The organism is Marinilabilia salmonicolor (assembly GCF_003003035.1).
In the GTDB taxonomy this organism is placed as follows: domain Bacteria; phylum Bacteroidota; class Bacteroidia; order Bacteroidales; family Marinilabiliaceae; genus Marinilabilia; species Marinilabilia salmonicolor_A.
In genome coordinates, this window is record NZ_PVTS01000003.1 from 47,658 (window position 1) to 66,379 (window position 18,722).

Below are 18,722 nucleotides of genomic sequence, written 5' to 3' on the forward strand. Positions count from 1 at the left end.
TTCAAATTTTTCACCTCCAAAAACTACGATTTCATCAGTCTTAGCGGGCAATTTCTCATTAAATTGCAAGAAAAATTCATTTTTTTGTTACAAAATGCTTGATGGTATTGTCAAAATATATACATTTGCAAAGAACAAATGAATTTGAACTTTGAATATGAACCTTTTTCTATCACTCATTCTCGTCAATATTATTATTCTCGTGGGACAACCAGGCAGAAGTGAGAATGGTGTATAGCTAAATAAAGCAACCGATTTTTAAACCCCTCTCACTTCTGCGTGAGAGGGGTTTTTAATTTATACAGAAGATTACAGTTTAATTATTATGAAGCGACCATTAAGAAGTAATACCACCACGCAAGGCCGAAGAATGGCAGGAGCAAGAAGCCTGTGGCGTGCAAACGGCATGAAAGATGAACAAATGGGCAAACCACTGGTAGCCATTGTTAACTCTTTCACCCAATTCGTACCGGGGCACGTTCACTTACATCACATAGGCCAGGAAATTAAGCAAATCGTGGAAAAACAGGGTTGCTTTGCTGCCGAATTTAATACCATTGCTGTGGACGACGGTATAGCTATGGGACACGACGGGATGTTATACTCCTTGCCTTCGCGCGATCTCATTGCCGACAGCGTAGAGTATATGGTAAATGCACACCGGGCCGATGCGATGATTTGCATCAGCAACTGTGACAAAATAACCCCCGGTATGCTCATCGCTTCCATGCGACTGAACATCCCCACCATATTTGTTTCCGGTGGCCCCATGGAAGCCGGCAACAACAATGGAACGGCCCTGGATCTTATTGACGCGATGGTAATGGCAGCCGATGACAATGTTTCGGACAGCGATGTGCTGGCAGTTGAACAGAATGCATGTCCCACCTGCGGTTCCTGCAGCGGGATGTTTACCGCCAACTCTATGAACTGCTTAAATGAGGCGCTTGGGCTGGCACTCCCCGGAAACGGAACCATCGTTGCCACACATGCCAATCGCAAAAAATTATTTGAAGAGGCCGCAAACAAGATTGTGAATCTGGCTTACCGTCACTACCGGGATGGAGATGACTCAGTATTACCCAAATCTATCGCAACAAAACCGGCATTTATGAATGCCATGACACTGGACATTGCTATGGGGGGATCCACAAACACCGTGCTTCACCTGCTGGCAATTGCCCACGAAGCCGGAGTTGATTTCACCATGCAAGACATAGACCAACTGTCAAGACATACCCCGGTTCTCTCAAAAGTTGCCCCAAACAGTCATTATCATATACAAGATGTAAACCGCGCTGGTGGAATTTTGGGGATACTGGCAGAATTGGCCCGCCACAAACTTTTGGATACTTCGGTTCACCGGATAGATTATCCATCACTGGCCGATGCACTCAAAGAGTATGATTTGCTCAGCAAAGAGGTTACCGATAAAGCCAAAGAAAAGTACAAAAGTGCACCGGGAGGTTTCCGAAACCTGGTACTGGGCTCACAAAATGCCATTTATGAAGAATTCGATCTGGATCGCAAAAATGGATGCATCCGGAGCGTGGAAAACGCTTACTCTCAAGATGGCGGACTGGCAGTACTCTTTGGCAATATTGCATCCAAAGGGTGCATTGTAAAAACAGCAGGGGTAGATGAATCCATACTTCATTTCGAGGGCACTGCAAAGGTTTATGAGTCTCAGGACAGTGCCTGTGATGCCATCCTCGACGGGGAGGTTCAAGCGGGTGATGTGGTGATCATAAAATACGAAGGCCCTAAGGGAGGTCCGGGAATGCAGGAGATGCTTTATCCCACCTCATACATAAAATCACGTCATCTGGGCAAAGAGTGTGCCCTGGTTACTGACGGTCGTTTTTCCGGAGGTACTTCAGGCTTATCAATCGGCCATGTTTCACCCGAGGCTGCTGCCGGAGGAGAAATTGCACTCGTAGAGACAGGCGACAAGATCGTAATTGATATTCCGGGCAGAAGCATCAATGTTGAAATATCAGAAGCAGAAATGGAAGAGCGCAGACAAAAAGAAATGGCCAAAGGAGACAAGGCTTTTAAACCGGGCCCGAGAGAGCGGCAGGTTTCAAAAGCTCTCAAAGCATATGCATCAATGGTCTCATCGGCAGACAAAGGAGCAGTAAGAATGATATAAAGAGGGTTGGGAGGTCAGTTGGCGATCACCATTTGTTAAACATCTTGACAACGAGTGAAATCTAACATAACCTTGTACCCCCTAAAAATATGGAGAGCAGGTTTTTTTAATCAATTTTTCTCAAACGCAACCATGAATGTTATGGAACCACAATCTCAATTACTAATGAAGGAAGAAAAAACCAAGGAGACAAAAAGGATGAGCGGATCTGAAGCAGTGATGCAATCATTGATCAATGAAGGAACCACAATGATTTTCGGTTATCCTGGCGGGGCGATCATGCCAATTTATGATGCTCTTTATAATTATCATGATCAGCTTCATCATGTACTTACCCGCCATGAACAGGGTGCTGTACATGCCGCGCAGGGCTACGCCCGTGTTACCGGGAAAGTGGGAGTTTGCTTTGCAACATCAGGCCCCGGAGCTACCAACACAGTTACCGGACTGGCAGATGCCATGATGGATTCAACCCCGCTGGTAGTCATCACCGGACAAGTAGTCTCATCATTGCTTGGTACCGATGCTTTCCAGGAAACAGATGTTGTTGGAGTGACACAGCCTGTTACCAAATGGAATTACCAGGTTCGCAGAGCGGAGGATATTCCTGCAGCAATGGCAAGAGCATTCTACATTGCCCGTTCGGGACGTCCCGGGCCGGTAGTCGTGGACATCACCAAAGATGCCCAGGTAAATGAGCTGGAATATCAATATGAGCCGGTCAAAGCAATCCGCAGTTATTCTCCGGAGAGCCCCATCGATTTTCATCAAATAGAGGAGGCTGCCAAGTTAATCAACCTCTCCCGCAAACCACTGGCTTTGGTTGGTCAGGGCGTTGTACTGGGAAATGCCGAAAAAGAATTACTTGAATTTCTGGAGAAATCAGGTATTCCGGCAGCATGGACATTGCTGGGACTTTCTGCAATGCCTACCGAACACCCGCTCAATGTGGGAATGTTAGGAATGCATGGAAATTACGGCCCAAACATCAAAACCAATGAAGCAGATCTGATTATTGCCATCGGAATGCGCTTTGATGACCGTGTTACAGGCGACCTGACCAAATATGCCACCAATGCAAGGGTTATCCACCTGGAAATTGACCCGGCAGAAATCAACAAAAATGTTCATGCAGATGTTCCTGTATTGGGAAATGTTAAGAAATCACTGCCCCTGCTTACAGGTAAAATCACTAAAAATGAACATTCTGAATGGCTGGCCGAATTTGAAGCCTGCTCCAGAATTGAATACAAACGTATCATTGAAAAAGAAACAGCCCCCGATGACAAAGGTCTGAGAATGGGAGAAGTCATCTCAAAGGTATCCTCTATATTTAATGATGATGCCGTGATGGTTACGGATGTAGGTCAACACCAAATGATGGGAGCCCGTTACTTCCGGTTCAGGCAAAGCAGAAGTGTAGTCACTTCAGGCGGTTTGGGCACCATGGGCTTCGGTCTTCCGGCTGCAATGGGGGCCAAGTTGGGAGCGCCTGAGCGCCCGGTTTGCGTTTTTGTTGGTGATGGCGGTTTTCAAATGACCATACAGGAGCTGGGAACCATTTTCCAAACCAAAATTCCCGTGAAAATTGTTCTTTTGAACAACAACTTTCTGGGAATGGTACGTCAGTGGCAGGAACTCTTCTTCGACAAGAGATATGCTTCCACAGAATTAATTAATCCTGACTTCCAGACCATCGCAAAAGGATACCATGTACCTGCGGTTAAAGTTACCGAACGGGAGCAATTGGATGGCGCCATCAAACAAATGGCCGAAACAGAAGGCCCTTTCCTGATGGAAGTTTTGGTTGAAAAAGAAGGAAACGTATTCCCTATGGTTCCGGCAGGTGCCTCAGTATCTGACATCCGCCTGGAGTAGAAAGCCAAGGGAACCCTGTAGAACCTTTATCAGACGTTCCCTTTTTGTTTGTGGAAAAACCAACATAAAAGATCAAGAAAATGAAGACACCAGATAAAGAAGAGTTCACACTCTCCGTATATTCCGAAAACCATGTGGGACTGCTCAACCAGATCACCACAGTGTTTACCCGGCGACATATCAATATCGAAAGCTTAACCACTTCCGAATCTGCCATCACCGGCATTCACAAATTTACCATTGTGGTGTTTGCTACGGCAGATCACATTGAAAAACTGGCCAAACAAATCGAGAAACGCATCGACGTATTAAAAGTGTTTGTTTTCAGAGCGGATGAAATCATCCATCAGGAGATCGCACTTTACAAAGTTTCGACCGGCTCATTGCTTGGCGGAAATGAAATAGAAAAACTGGTTCGTCGATATGGCGCACGTATTCTGGAAATCACCCCTGAATTTACGGTCATTGAAAAAACCGGACACAAAGAAGAGACCCAGGAGCTGTTCGAAAAACTCGACCCTTACGGCGTTTCACAATTTGTGCGGTCAGGACGAATTGCAATTACCAAAACGAAGAAAGAGCTTTTAGAGAATTACCTTAAGAAGCTTGAAACAGATCAAACTCAATTAAACTAATAACAGTTAACAACAGATTAATCATGGCAAAAATTAACTTTGGAGGAACCGAAGAAAATGTGGTAACCCGCGAAGAGTTCCCATTGGCAAAAGCACAGGAAGTATTGAAAGACGAAACCATTGCCGTTATCGGTTATGGTGTACAGGGACCCGGACAGGCCCTCAATCTCAAAGACAATGGCTTTAACGTAATTGTTGGTCAGCGTAAAGACTCTAAAACATGGGACAAAGCCGTTGCTGATGGCTGGGAACCAGGAAAAACCCTCTTCCCCATCGAGGAAGCCCTCGACAAAGGAACCATCATTCAGTATCTTCTTTCCGATGCCGGTCAGATTGCTGTTTGGCCGACTGTTGAGAAGTACCTGAAGCCCGGTAAGGCCCTCTATTTCTCACACGGATTTGGTGTGACTTACAAAGAGCGTACAGGTATTATCCCTCCCAAAGACGTTGACGTGATTTTGGTTGCACCTAAAGGTTCGGGCACAAGCCTTCGTCGCATGTTCCTTGAAGGACGCGGACTGAACTCCAGCTACGCCATCTTCCAGGACGCCACCGGCAAAGCATTTGACCGTGTAGTGGCCTTAGGTATTGGCGTAGGAAGCGGTTATCTTTTTGAAACCACTTTCCAGAAAGAGGTGTACAGCGACCTGACAGGAGAACGAGGTACGCTGATGGGAGCCATCCAGGGAATTTTTGCAGCTCAGTATGAAGTTCTGCGATCCAACGGACACTCTCCTTCAGAAGCCTTTAACGAAACTGTTGAAGAGTTGACTCAGAGCCTGATGCCACTGGTAGCTGAAAACGGAATGGACTGGATGTACGCCAACTGTTCCACCACAGCCCAAAGAGGAGCACTCGACTGGTGGAAAAAATTCCGCGATGCTTCCATGCCGGTATTCAAAGAGCTTTACAGCGAAGTAGCCAAAGGAAACGAAGCTCAGCGCTCCATCGATGCCAACAGCCAGAGCGACTATCGGGTAAAGCTCGAAGAAGAGCTCAAAGAGCTGCGTGAATCTGAAATGTGGAATGCAGGAGCTGCAGTTCGTCAGCTTCGTCCCGAAAATCAGAAAAAATAGTGCAACGAATGCGTGAATGAGCCCCCTTTAACCCAATCTCCCGGCTCATTCACCATTCATGCCGACTAAACTTTAATCATTATGGTTCCGGAAACCGGAGAAATCCATTTCCGGAACCATTCATTAACCGGGAAATCACCGGACTGAAAAAACAATCAACCATGAGCAATAAAGTCTATATTTTCGACACCACGTTGCGGGATGGCGAACAAGTCCCGGGCTGCCAGCTGAATACCATCGAAAAAATTGAGGTGGCCAAGCAACTGGAGAAACTCGGAGTGGACATTATCGAAGCCGGATTTCCGGTCTCCAGTCCGGGAGACTTCAACTCCGTCGTCGAAATATCCAAAGCCGTCAGCACCCCAACCATTTGCGCTCTGACACGCGCAGTAAAAAAAGACATTGAAGTGGCTGCCGATGCCCTTAAATTCGCCAAGAAGGGACGGATTCACACAGGTATCGGAACCTCTTTTTATCACATCAACTACAAACTAAAGTCCAATCCCGAAGAAATTATTGAGCGAGCTGTTGAGGCAGTCAAATATGCCCGAAACTTCATCGACGATGTGGAGTTTTATGCCGAAGATGCAGGCCGTACCGACAATGAATACCTGGCAAGGGTGGTGGAGGCTGTTATTGCAGCAGGAGCTACAGTTGTCAACATTCCGGATACGACCGGATATTGTCTTCCTCATGAGTATGGCGAAAAAATTGCCTTCCTGATGAACAATGTTCCCAATGTGGACAAAGCAATACTCTCCACTCACTGTCACAACGACCTGGGAATGGCAACTGCCAACTCAATGTCCGGAATTCTTAACGGAGCCCGTCAGGTGGAGGTAACCATCAACGGGATAGGCGAAAGAGCCGGAAACACCTCACTCGAAGAGGTCGCCATGGCCATCAAAAGTCACAAGGACTTAGATCTGGAGACCGGAATCAACAGTAAAGAAATCATCAAAAGCAGCCGCCTGGTATCCGCACTTATGCGCATGCCGGTACAACCCAACAAGGCTATCGTGGGGCGCAATGCTTTTGCACATTCATCCGGTATTCACCAGGACGGGGTTTTGAAAAATCGCGAAAACTATGAAATCATTGATCCTGCAGAAGTCGGCGTCAAAGAATCTTCTATCGTACTGACAGCCCGCAGCGGACGTGCAGCATTGAAACATCGTCTGCAGGTACTGGGATATGATTTTGACCCCACCGAACTGGACGATGTTTATCAGAAGTTTCTGGAACTGGCCGACAAGAAAAAGGACATCACAGATGAAGATCTCCAGATTCTGGCGGGACGCGAGCAGGACAAATCCAATAAGCCTCTGCAGCTTGAACTGCTTCAGGTTGTCTGCGGAAAATCAACAGTCCCCACTGCCACAGTGCGTATCAGCTTCAATGGTGATGTATTTACAGAAACGGCAGCCGGAAACGGACCCATCGACGCTGCATTTACCGCAGTAAAAGCTCTGATCAAAAGAAGAGTTCGTCTGGAAGAATTCCTGATTCAGGCAATCACACGAGGCAGCGACGATTTAGGTAAAGTACATGTTCAGGTAGAGCACAAAGGCCAGATATTCTACGGATTTGCTGCCCATACCGATATCATAACCGCATCTGTGGAAGCATTCCTCGATGCAGTCGGCAAAATTGCCTGATAGCAATAGATTGTTACATTTTTAGAGATTAGAGGTTAGAAAAATCGTACAACATTGACATTCTGAATTTTATCAAAAATATTCGCATTGTCTTAAAAAGTAGAATTTTTAGAACCTTGGAATATTTCAACAAACTATTGTGATATAAATTAATTGATTTTGTAACCATTAAAACAACAATACCTTGGCAGGAAAAACATTATTCGAAAAGATATGGGACAAGCACGTGGTAACCAAAGTGGATGGTGGACCAAGTGTTTTATACATCGACCGTCATTTTGTACATGAAGTGACCAGTCCCCAGGCTTTTGCAGGCCTCAGAGACCGTGGCATACAGGTAAGAAAACCTGAAAAAACAGTTGCAACGGCAGACCACAACATTCCAACGCTTAAACAAGATCAGCCCATTCAGGATGAACTCAGTCGTTTTCAGGTGAACAAGCTGGCGCTGAACTGCGAGGAATTTGGTGTGCCCCTTTACGGATTGAACCACAAGTGGAACGGAATTGTCCACGTAATAGGGCCCGAACTGGGAATTACCAAGCCCGGAATGACCATTGTCTGCGGAGACAGTCACACCTCCACCCACGGAGCTTTCGGAAGCATTGCCTTCGGAATAGGAACCAGCGAAGTGGAAATGGTACTGGCTACTCAGACTTTGCTCCAGAATAAACCCAAAACCATGCGCATCAACATCGATGGTGAATTGGGCAAAGGGGTTGTATCCAAAGACATCGTTCTCTACATCATTTCTCAGATTGGCACTGGTGGTGCCACCGGATATTTTGTGGAGTTTGCAGGTTCGGCCATCCGCAACCTGTCCATGGAGGCAAGAATGACCATTTGTAATATGAGTATCGAGATGGGTGCCCGTGGTGGTATGATTGCTCCCGATGAAACCACTTTTGAATATATAAAAGGTCGTGAGTTTGCACCCAAAGGAGCTGAGTGGGACAAAGCAGTTGAAGAGTGGCGACAGCTGCCTTCAGACGCAGATGCAGCGTTCGACAAGGAACTTGTCTTCAAAGCTTCGGACATTGAACCGATGATTACCTATGGTACCAACCCTGGAATGGGCATTGGCATCAGCAAATCAATCCCGACCTTCGAAGAGATTGAGAAATCTACGCAAGCCACCTTTAAGAAGTCTATGCAATACATGGACTTTGAGCCGGGTGATGCCATGATTGGCAAAAAAGTGGACTATGTGTTCATTGGTAGTTGCACCAACGGTCGTATAGAAGACCTTCGTGCTTTTGCAGCTTTCGTTAAAGGAAAGAAAAAGGCTGATAATATTACCGCATGGATTGTTCCCGGTAGTCACCAGGTGGAAGCCCAGGCCGAGGAAGAAGGCATCCGGCAGATTCTGGAAGAAGCCGGATTTGAAATGCGTCAGCCCGGATGTTCTGCCTGTCTGGCCATGAACGATGATAAGATTCCGGAAGGTAACTATGCTGTTTCCACCTCTAACCGGAATTTTGAAGGCCGTCAGGGGCCCGGAGCCCGCACCATGCTGGCCAGTCCGCTGACAGCTGCAGCAACTGCCATTACAGGAAAGATTACTGATCCCCGTGATTTTTTGTAGGTCCGAAAACACAGGAACAGATCTGATGTAAAAGATTGATAACATTTTTAAGAGAACAAATTATGCCAATAGATAAATTTGTAAAACTGGAATCGACCTGCGTGCCTGTGCCCATCGAAAATGTGGATACAGACCAGATAATACCTGCCCGATTCCTGAAAGCCACCACCCGCGAAGGATTCGGCGACAACCTGTTTGCCGACTGGCGGTATGACAAGTCCGGAAACCCCAAAAAGGATTTTGTACTGAATGACCCCACCTACTCCGGAAAGATTCTCGTTGCAGGACAGAACTTTGGTAGCGGATCAAGCCGCGAACACGCCGCATGGGCAATCGCAGGCTATGGTTTTAAAGCTGTGGTCTCAAGTTTCTTCGCCGACATATTCAAAAACAATTCACTCAACAACGGATTGTTGCCGGTTCAGGTTTCCAAAGAATTTCTGGAAGAATTGTTTCAGGCCATTGAAAAAGACCCTGCAACAAAAGTGGAAATTGATCTGGAAAACCAGAAGATTACACTTCAGCCAAACGGCCCCAGCGAGTCATTCGACATCAATCCTTATAAAAAGAAATGTATGCTCAATGGCTTCGACGACATCGATTACCTGCTGAATATCAGCAATGAAATCGAGACCTGGGAAAAAGCAAACAGCTAAAAAGTCAGAATACAAACCATCCCCGGCCACTGATTTTCTTTCAGCGGCCGGGGCTACCAACCAATGCCGATGAGAACCATAGAAGTGATGGATACCACCCTCAGGGATGGAGAACAAACAACGGGGGTGTCGTTCAACGATGCCGAGAAACTGGCCATAGCCCGATTGTTGCTGGAGGAGGTAAAGGTTGACCGCATTGAAGTGGCCTCTGCCAGGGTTTCTGACGGTGAATTGAAAGCTGTCAAACGACTAACCAAATGGGCAGAATCCCACAATTGTCTGGACCGCATTGAGGTCCTGGGCTTTGTTGACAACAATATATCGTTGGACTGGATTCAGGAAGCCGGGGGCAGGGTGTTGAACCTGCTTACCAAGGGATCCCTGAAACACCTGACCGGACAACTTCGAAAAACCAAAGAGCAACATCTTGGAGATATCGAAAAAGTCATTGAAGAGGCTGAAAGAAGAGGCATCATGGTCAATGTATATCTGGAGGACTGGTCCAACGGAATGTTGAATTCTCCAGAATATGTGGAGTTTATGGTCAACGGTTTATCAAAAACCGCTGTTCACCGGATTATGTTACCCGATACCCTGGGCATTCTTAATCCTGACCAGACTTATGAATTCTGTAAGTCCATGACCGACAAGTTTCCGGATGTTCATTTTGATTATCACTCCCACAACGACTATGACCTGGCTGTGGCCAATGTCTATTATGCCATCAAAGCAGGGGTAAAAGGCATCCACACAACAGTAAACGGTCTGGGAGAAAGAGCCGGAAATGCCCCTCTTGCAAGTATCATAGGGGTTATGAATGATCACCTGAAAGTAAAGCCCCATATTGAAGAAAGTAAACTCACGAAAATATCCTCCATGGTGGAGACCTTTTCGGGAGTACGCATCCCTGCCAACAAACCACTTACCGGCGAAAATGTCTTCACGCAATGCAGTGGGGTTCATGCAGATGGAGACAACAAGGACAATCTCTACTTCAACAACCTTCTCCCTGAACGTTTTGGCCGGGTGCGTCGTTATGCACTGGGTAAGACTTCAGGAAAAGCCAATATCAAGAAGAATCTCGAAGATTTAGGAATAGAGCTTGGTCCTGAGGACATGAAAAAGGTTACCAAACGGGTAATTGAACTGGGTGACAAAAAAGAAAATGTGACTCCGGAAGATTTACCCTACATCATATCTGATGTATTAAAAACCGAACAGGTGGTTAAGCGCATCAAGCTGAAAAACTACCACCTGTCTCTGGTTCAGGGGCTGAAACCCGTTGCCACCGTCAGTCTTCAGATAAACAAAGACACCTACAACGAAACATCCGTTGGAGACGGGCAGTACGATGCATTCATGAAAGCACTCTGGCTGATTTATGAAAAACTTGGCAAAGAGCACCCTGTGCTTTCGGATTATGAAGTATCCATCCCTCCAGGAGGAAAGACAGATGCTTTGGTGGAAACGGTAATTACCTGGGAATACAAAAGCCAGGAATTTAAAACAAGAGGATTGGATGCCGACCAGACAGAAGCTGCTATCAAAGCGACACTTAGAATGCTCAACATCATTGAAAACAAGGAACACGGAGTGGTCATCAATGGTAAATAGTGTTTGTCTATAAAGTCCAACTTTTGCGTTGTTGCTCAAAATCTAAATAGACCCACGTTTTTGACAAAATAAATTTGAATCCAATTAATCATACTCCCCCCGATTTACGTGAGGAGGAATAACAACTTAACAAATGAAGTTAAACATTGCTGTATTGCCCGGAGATGGAATCGGGCCGGAAATTGTGGAACAGGCCAAAAAAGTTCTGGACGCAGTCTTTGCTAAGAAAGGTCATGAAGCCATTTACACCGAAGCTCTTGTTGGTGCCACGGCCATCGATAAGACCGGGAATCCTTATCCGGATGAAACACATGAACTTTGCATGAAGTCAGATGCCGTTCTGTTTGGCGCCATTGGTGACCCCAAATACGACAATGACCCCAAAGCAAAAGTGCGCCCTGAACAGGGACTGCTTGCCATGCGTAAAAAACTTGGTTTATATGCCAATATTCGTCCCGTGGCAACATTCCCATCTCTGCTTCACAAATCCCCTTTGCGGGCCGATCTGGTTGAGGGAGCAGATTTTGTTGCCATTCGGGAACTTACCGGTGGTATCTACTTCGGACGTCCGCAAGGTCGCTCAGAAGACGGTCAGACAGCTTACGACACCAGCGTCTATACTACCGAAGAGATTGAGCGAATTACACGGCTGGCATTCGACTTTGCCATGAAGCGTCGCAAAAAACTGACCGTGGTGGATAAAGCCAACGTATTGGCAACCTCACGTCTGTGGCGTGAAACGGTTCAGAGCATTGCCCCTGATTACCCCGAGGTAGAAGTGGAGTATATGTTTGTGGACAATGCTGCCATGCAGCTGATTCAGTGGCCCAAACGTTTCGATGTGATGGTTACCGAGAATATGTTCGGAGACATTCTCACGGATGAGGCAAGTGTTATTACCGGATCACTGGGACTGCTCCCTTCTGCATCCATCGGACTGCACACTTCGGTATTTGAGCCCATTCACGGATCATACCCGCAGGCCGCCGGAAAGAACATAGCCAACCCCCTGGCAACTATACTTTCAGGAGCGCTGATGCTCGAATCGGCATTTGAACTGAAAGAGGAAGCTCAAATGATCCGAAAAGCGGTGGATGCATCTCTGGAACAGGGAAAAGTAACCGAAGATCTGGATAAAGAAAATGCTATTTCAACCTCAGAAGTGGGTGACTGGATTGCTGAATACATCAAAAACATGTAAATCAGAACCTCAATAGCCAAACGCAATGATAAAAACCGGTGTCGCACAGATACCGGTTTTTTTATGTCAAAATAAAAAAATAGCTTTATCTTTGATTCCCTTATTTTAAATGAAGTTTACAACAGAGCCAATGAGACCTTTTATCAACATTCTTTCAATTGCTTTTATCATCTTTACGCTTTCGGGCTGCTACAGCGACAACTACCGCATAAAGGGAACCATCACCAATGGCGACAACCGCACGCTGATACTTGAGAAGATGCAACTAGACAGAGATCTGGCCATTGACAGTGTTCACCTCGATGAAGACGGAAGTTTTTCCTTTCATGGTGAAAAACTGAATATCCCCACTTTCTTTAAACTCAAATTATCGGAGAATAATTACATCACGCTTTTGCTCGATTCCACGGAGCACGTCACCGTTACAGCGGATGCCAAAAACCTTGAAAACTCCTACCGTCTGGAAGGATCCATTGAATCCAAAAAAGTTCAGATACTTAATGAACGACTGAAAACATTAAGAAGTACCGTTGACAGCCTGCTGGATGTTTACGACTCCCTTCCGGCAGAAGGAGACACTCAAAGGAAAAATGAAATTGGTCAGCAGTTGTTGATTGCACTGGATGAACATAAAAGCTTCGTAGGCTCGTTTGTCATGGACAACCCCCGTTCATTTGCCAGCTATTATGCCCTCTTCCAACGATTAAGCGATAATACCATGGTGCTGAATGTAATGGATAAGAAAGAACAGGTCTATTTCGCCACCATAGCGACCAGTCTAAATCTCATGTATCCTGAATCGCCAAGGGTCAAACAACTTTACAATTACGTACTCAGTGCCAAAGCTCAGGAACGGAGACAAAGAATCACCCAGGAACTTCAGGAAAATGCCGAAGAGACCATTCCTGAAATCAAGGAAAAGAATATTCATGGAGAAGAAGTTGCCCTTTCTTCCCTTAAGGGGAAAGTAGTGCTTCTGTCATTCTGGGCATCCTGGGATGAAGCCTCACGTCGCGCCAACGACCACATGAAAAAGGTATATCAGCAGTATAAGGACCAGGGTTTTGAAATCTATCAGGTTTCGCTCGACAGAAGCAAAATACTCTGGGAAAATGCCGTTGTTAAAGACGAATTGCCATGGATCAATGTAAGTGATTTGCGCTACACCGACTCCTTCCCGGCACGTATTTACAACGTCAACCAATTGCCCGCCAACTACCTCATCAGCAGGGATGGCGATATTATTGGAAAGAATCTGTTTGGCCATTTATTGGAAGAGAAGGTTAAAGAGGCGCTCTAAAATGCATTGCAACCAGGTTAAAATATTAATAAAAACCCCACTGGAAATTTTCCAGTGGGGTTTTTTAATGAAAAGACCTGACATTTCCACACTGAAAGTCTCAGAGCGATGGAGTAGATGCAGGCAAATCTGCCTCACTCTTTCCAAATAGTTTCCGATCGCCTTTTCGAACAAGATATTCCACTAATCCATAAACTACCGGAACTTGCCATTTTTTTGGCGAATCAAATTAAAAACAGATATCTTTGTCCGCTGAAACAGAAAACGGAAATTCCGGATTTGGAGCAGAAAAAGAAAATATACTTTGCCTCGGATGCACATCTGGGAGCCCCTACTATCAGCGATCATCGTGCACATGAGCTTCGCTTTGTGGCATGGCTTGATCAAATCAAGGCAGATGCACTTGAAGTTTATCTCATGGGCGACATCTTTGATTTCTGGTTTGAATACAAACATGTGGTACCCCAGGGGCACACCAGGTTTCTGGGAAAGTTATGCGAACTAACAGACAGCGGAATTCCGGTTCACTTTTTTACCGGCAACCACGATATCTGGGTGTTCGATTATCTCCCCCGAGAAACAGGTGTTATCGTTCACAAAGGTCCTTATTTCCCTGTCATCGACGGAAAAAAATTCTTTCTGGCCCATGGCGACGGACTTACACCGGATGAAAAAGCATACAAAAGACTCAAAGCACTGTTTACCAATAATCTGGCTCAAAAACTTTTCAAGTGGTTACATCCGGACCTGGGGGTGGGCATAGCTCATTTTTGGAGTCGTAAAAGCCGGGAAAGCAACCAGGAAGCCGAAACAGCAAAATTTCAGGGTGAAGAAAATGAATGGCTCATCAAATTTGCAAAAAACACCCTAAAGAAAGAACACTTCGACTATTTCATCTTCGGTCACCGTCATGTGGCCATCAACCTAAAAATTGCAGAAAACAGCAGAGTATGCTACCTGGGCGACTGGGTACACCATTTCTCGTACGCTCAATGGGACGGGGAAACGCTGGAACTGAAATACTATCAAGGATAATCAACCAATTACAAAACATCATGAATACCAGAAATCTATATTCGGTCATCACCGGATCGGGAAGTTATCTGCCCCCGGTGGTTGTTCCAAACAAAAAGTTTGTGGGTCAATCGTTTTACAATGAAGACGGCACAAAAATAGAAACCCCCGGAGAAGAAATTGCTGAAAAGTTTGAACAAATTACCGATATATCGGAGCGTCGGATTGCAGAGGAACAATACACCACTTCTGACATTGCTGCCATTGCTGCCGAAAAGGCTCTTGAAGATGCCGGTTTCAACCGTGAAAAGCTGGATTACATCATCATAGCACATAATCTGGGAGATATGAAAAGCGGAAGCCTCTACCCCGATATCATGCCCACACTGGCATCGCGTGTAAAGAAGAAACTGGGAATAAAGAGTCATAAAGCCGTAGCCTATGACATGACTTTCGGTTGTCCGGGATGGACACAAGCTATGATTCAGGCAAACTATTATCTCAAATCAGGAGATGCCAAAAGCGCCCTGGTCATCGGAGCCGACACACTAAGCAGGGCCATGGATCCTCACGACCGTGATTCCATGATTTTTGCGGATGGCGCCGGAGCAGTAGTTCTGGAAGCTGTAGAAAGCGATGAGCCGGTGGGCATGCTCAAGCATGTGACCCGCACGGATACCGAAGAACATCTGGACCTTTTAATGATGGGCGATTCCTACAATCCGGAGTTGAGGCATGATCAAAAATACGTGAAGATGCTGGGCCGAAAAGTTTACAACTACGGACTTACCTATGTGCCGCTGGTGGCGCAGGAATGTCTTGAAATAAATAATCTCACCCTCAAGGATGTCAGCAAGGTGCTTATTCACCAGGCCAACGCAAAGATGGATGAGGCTATTCTTAAACGTATCTTCAGATTATACGGAGAGAAAGAGGCTGATTTCAGCACCATGCCCATGACCATACGCACGCTCGGGAACAGCAGTGTGGCGACTGTACCAACTCTTTACGACCTGGTAACAAAAAACCAGATGGAGGGACATGCTCTAAATCCGGGAGACTATGTAATGATGACCTCTGTGGGAGCCGGGATGAACATCAATGCATTTATGTACAAAATGCCCTGAGCCGAAACAGTCAGTAGTTTTTAGTCAGTAGCCAATAGAAGGATTGGGTTAGTTTTCTGAAAAGCAAAAAGGGAATTTCCCTATTTGCTTTTCAGGAATGCTTCAGCCACCACAAGATCGAATGGTGTGGTAATTTTCACATTCTCCCGGTTTCCCTCAACCAATGTTATCTCATAGCCGGCAGCCTCCACTACAGAAGCGTCATCAGTAAAATCAGGGCTAAAGGGCAATTCGTAAGCTTTCTTTAGGACGGAAGTCCGGAAAACCTGAGGGGTCTGAATACTCCTGTAAGCATATCTGGGACGCATTTCACTGTTGGGTCCATTCACTTTACGGATAGAATCAACCAACTCCATAACCGGGATTACCGCTCCGTATATTTCGGCTGCGTGAAAGCAACGTTTAATCGTTTCAGGAGCAACGAATGGCCGCACCCCGTCGTGAACTGCCACCAATTCACCCGAGACAACCTCCAGCCCGTTTTTAACACTGTTGTAGCGCGTTTCTCCCCCGCGAACAAGTTGATGCCGCATTTGGAAATCAAACTTTCTACAAAGTGCCTTCCAATAGGAAAACTGATCTTCCGGCAAGACTAAAATGATCTCAATTGAGTCATCATAACCGTAAAACTGCTCCATGGTGTGCATCAACACCGGCCGGCCACCAACACGAATAAACTGTTTTGGAATATCCTGACCCATACGAAGTCCCCGGCCTCCGGCAACTATGATTACTGTATTCCCAATCATCTTAAGATTTATTCTGTTCTCACAAATATAACGATAAAACTCATTCTCCCCCCCCTATTCACCCAACCGCTCTAACCTTTTTTGTCGCATCCAACCTTTCTAATTAATTCGTTCTGTAGTTGTTAGTGATTGTTGCGGAATCATAAAAAACAAAAACTCCCAAACCTTGAATTGTTACCTGCGTATATGTCCGGTATTCTTTTTGAAAAATGGGTTACTATGGGTTTAAATTTTACTTCACTCAATCGCTTTAAGCGGTTAAGAGACCAGTTATTGGTTTCATTCGGAATCCTGATTGCGGCGATCATTATCATCCAATCAGTCATCAGCTACTCCACTGTCAAAAGCACTTTGCTGGAAGATGTCCGCGAAAAACAGCTTACGGCATTTGTTCAGGCAGCACAAAGCGACCTGAAAACGCAACTGGAGAAAGGTATGGAAACCTCCATGGCCCTGGCCGATGACCCGTTGCTCATCAGATGGTTTCAGTCATCTGAAGCCGACACTACACTCGGGCAGTTGGCATTAAGCAAAATTGATATGTTTGCCGAAAAGATGGGATACCCATCTGCCTTTGCAGTCAACAAATTTACCGGCAACTATTACACCGAGAACTTCAAACTCATCGACACGGTCGATCCTAATGATGAGGATGATTCCTGGTTTTTTCAGTCTCTTCAATCAGGCCAGAAGAGCGCACTGAGTTACGATTACAACGCAGAACTGAATCAGACTCTGTTTTTTTACAATGTTCTGATGGGAAACCCGGAAAATCCGGTAGGAGTTGCAGGAGTAGGTGTTGATCCCACTGCCATTGTAAATGTTTTCAACAGTAAAAAAATTACCGAAAACAGTCTGATGTGGATGGTGGATCCAAACGGAAAGATCCTGATTTCGGGTGATGAAGAGGAGATCAACAGCAATATTTCTACAATCCTGACACCTGAGCTTACTAATCAGTTAACCGGGAAGGAAGAGTCTGTCCTGTCCACCGGCCATGAATTCAATGGGGAATCCTACGAAATGGTATCCATGCCTGTTGGGAACACAGGATTAACCACCATATTGGTAGCTCCCACCACAGAATTGCTGGCCATCATCCAACCCATTAAAACCACCAGTATCATCCTGAGTATCATCTTTCTTGCCATCACAATTTTCGTGGTTTTATGGCTTGCGGGAAATATCACCGCACCTCTTGTGGAGATTTCCTCCCTGGCAAGACAGTTTGCCGACGGAAACCTGACAGGAACCATCCGCAGCTCCTTTGCCGCCCGGAAAGACGAGTTGGGTCAGTTGGCCAATGCGTTTGGAGCCATGAAAGATGAGATATCAAAAATGATTCATCAGGCAATGAACGCAGCCGAAACAGTACATGTTGGCAGTGAAGAGATGAACAACTCAGCTGCATCACTGTCGGAAAGTGCTACAGAACAAGCCAGTTCTACGGAGGAGCTATCCGCATCCATGCAACAGATGAGTTCCAACATCAGTCAGAACGCGGACAATGCACGCCAAACAGAAAGACTGGTTTCCGAAGCTGCCGGAGATGCCCAAAACGGAGAAAAAATTCTTCGGGAAGCTGTGACTGCGATTGAGAATATTTATGAAAGTGTGGTACTCATCGAAGATGTGGCCCGCCAGACAAACATCCTTTCACTTAACGCAGCCATTGAAGCGGCCAGAGCAGGAGAGCAGGGACGCGGGTTTGCAGTGGTAGCGGCAGAAGTAAGAAAGCTCGCAGAGCGCAGCCGCATAAATGCATCAAAAATCAATCAGCTGTCAACCAACAGTGTGGATAACGCACGAAGTGCCATGCAGATATTTGTTGACTTGTTACCTAAGATTAACAAATCGAACGAACTGGTGCTCGAAATTGCCTCTGCATCCAAAGAGCAGGATGCCGGTGCCACACAAATCAACAATGCCCTGATGGAACTGGATAAGGTTTCGCAAATGAATGCCCAAACTTCCGAAAACATCAATGGGATGGCTCATGAATTTTCTGAAGAGATTGAAAGTCTTCGAAAAGCCATCAGTTATTTCAGCATTGACCAGTAGTAAAACAAAACTGATA

At 45.9% G+C, this 18,722-nt stretch carries 14 protein-coding genes; 13 read left to right on the top strand and 1 reads right to left on the bottom strand.

Features of this window, described 5'->3' with window-relative positions:
• Window positions 1–325: 325 nt before the first annotated feature.
• The 12 genes from ilvD to BY457_RS03645 all read left to right on the top strand — a co-directional run bounded on the left by ilvD (window position 326) and on the right by BY457_RS03645 (window position 15,896).
• Entirely contained in the window at window positions 326–2,152 is a 1,827-nt protein-coding gene (gene ilvD, locus BY457_RS03590) for a dihydroxy-acid dehydratase (protein WP_106151968.1), read from the top strand.
• Between the two features lie 165 nt (window positions 2,153–2,317).
• On the top strand, window positions 2,318–4,030 hold the full coding sequence (ilvB, locus tag BY457_RS03595; RefSeq protein ID WP_106151969.1) for a biosynthetic-type acetolactate synthase large subunit: 1,713 nt from the start codon (window positions 2,318–2,320) through the stop codon (window positions 4,028–4,030).
• Between the two features lie 80 nt (window positions 4,031–4,110).
• Window positions 4,111–4,665 carry an acetolactate synthase small subunit gene (gene ilvN / locus BY457_RS03600; protein ID WP_106151970.1) on the top strand — a complete coding sequence of 185 codons (555 nt, stop codon included), beginning with the start codon at window positions 4,111–4,113 and terminating at the stop codon, window positions 4,663–4,665.
• Window positions 4,666–4,688: 23 nt separating this feature from the next.
• Entirely contained in the window at window positions 4,689–5,741 is a 1,053-nt protein-coding gene (ilvC, locus tag BY457_RS03605) for a ketol-acid reductoisomerase (protein ID WP_106151971.1), read from the top strand.
• A gap of 161 nt (window positions 5,742–5,902) precedes the next feature.
• On the top strand, window positions 5,903–7,399 hold the full coding sequence (locus BY457_RS03610; protein WP_106151972.1) for a 2-isopropylmalate synthase: 1,497 nt from the start codon (window positions 5,903–5,905) through the stop codon (window positions 7,397–7,399).
• 184 nt (window positions 7,400–7,583) lie between these two features.
• The gene (gene leuC / locus BY457_RS03615; RefSeq protein ID WP_106151973.1) at window positions 7,584–8,984 is read left to right on the top strand and encodes a 3-isopropylmalate dehydratase large subunit; all 1,401 of its coding nucleotides are present in this window, start codon (window positions 7,584–7,586) and stop codon (window positions 8,982–8,984) included.
• Window positions 8,985–9,046: 62 nt separating this feature from the next.
• Window positions 9,047–9,640 carry a 3-isopropylmalate dehydratase small subunit gene (gene leuD / locus BY457_RS03620; protein WP_106151974.1) on the top strand — a complete coding sequence of 198 codons (594 nt, stop codon included), beginning with the start codon at window positions 9,047–9,049 and terminating at the stop codon, window positions 9,638–9,640.
• 69 nt (window positions 9,641–9,709) lie between these two features.
• On the top strand, window positions 9,710–11,254 hold the full coding sequence (locus tag BY457_RS03625; protein ID WP_106151975.1) for an alpha-isopropylmalate synthase regulatory domain-containing protein: 1,545 nt from the start codon (window positions 9,710–9,712) through the stop codon (window positions 11,252–11,254).
• A gap of 133 nt (window positions 11,255–11,387) precedes the next feature.
• Window positions 11,388–12,455: a 3-isopropylmalate dehydrogenase gene (gene leuB / locus BY457_RS03630; protein ID WP_106151976.1), complete on the top strand. Its 1,068-nt coding sequence runs from the start codon at window positions 11,388–11,390 to the stop codon at window positions 12,453–12,455.
• Between the two features lie 130 nt (window positions 12,456–12,585).
• Window positions 12,586–13,755, top strand: coding sequence for an AhpC/TSA family protein (locus BY457_RS03635; RefSeq protein WP_106152172.1), 1,170 nt, complete (start codon window positions 12,586–12,588; stop codon window positions 13,753–13,755).
• 117 nt (window positions 13,756–13,872) lie between these two features.
• Entirely contained in the window at window positions 13,873–14,790 is a 918-nt protein-coding gene (locus BY457_RS03640; protein ID WP_258176568.1) for a UDP-2,3-diacylglucosamine diphosphatase, read from the top strand.
• Between the two features lie 20 nt (window positions 14,791–14,810).
• Window positions 14,811–15,896: a 3-oxoacyl-ACP synthase III family protein gene (locus tag BY457_RS03645; RefSeq protein ID WP_106151977.1), complete on the top strand. Its 1,086-nt coding sequence runs from the start codon at window positions 14,811–14,813 to the stop codon at window positions 15,894–15,896.
• An 80-nt stretch (window positions 15,897–15,976) separates the two neighbouring features.
• Here BY457_RS03645 and BY457_RS03650 read toward each other — a convergent pair whose 3' ends face one another.
• On the bottom strand, window positions 15,977–16,645 hold the full coding sequence (locus BY457_RS03650) for a 2-C-methyl-D-erythritol 4-phosphate cytidylyltransferase (protein WP_106151978.1): 669 nt from the start codon (window positions 16,643–16,645) through the stop codon (window positions 15,977–15,979).
• Window positions 16,646–16,864: 219 nt separating this feature from the next.
• Between BY457_RS03650 and BY457_RS03655 the strand changes: the two genes are divergently transcribed.
• Complete coding sequence (locus BY457_RS03655) at window positions 16,865–18,706, top strand: methyl-accepting chemotaxis protein (RefSeq protein WP_181256337.1); 1,842 nt, start codon at window positions 16,865–16,867, stop codon at window positions 18,704–18,706.
• Window positions 18,707–18,722: the final 16 nt, after the last annotated feature.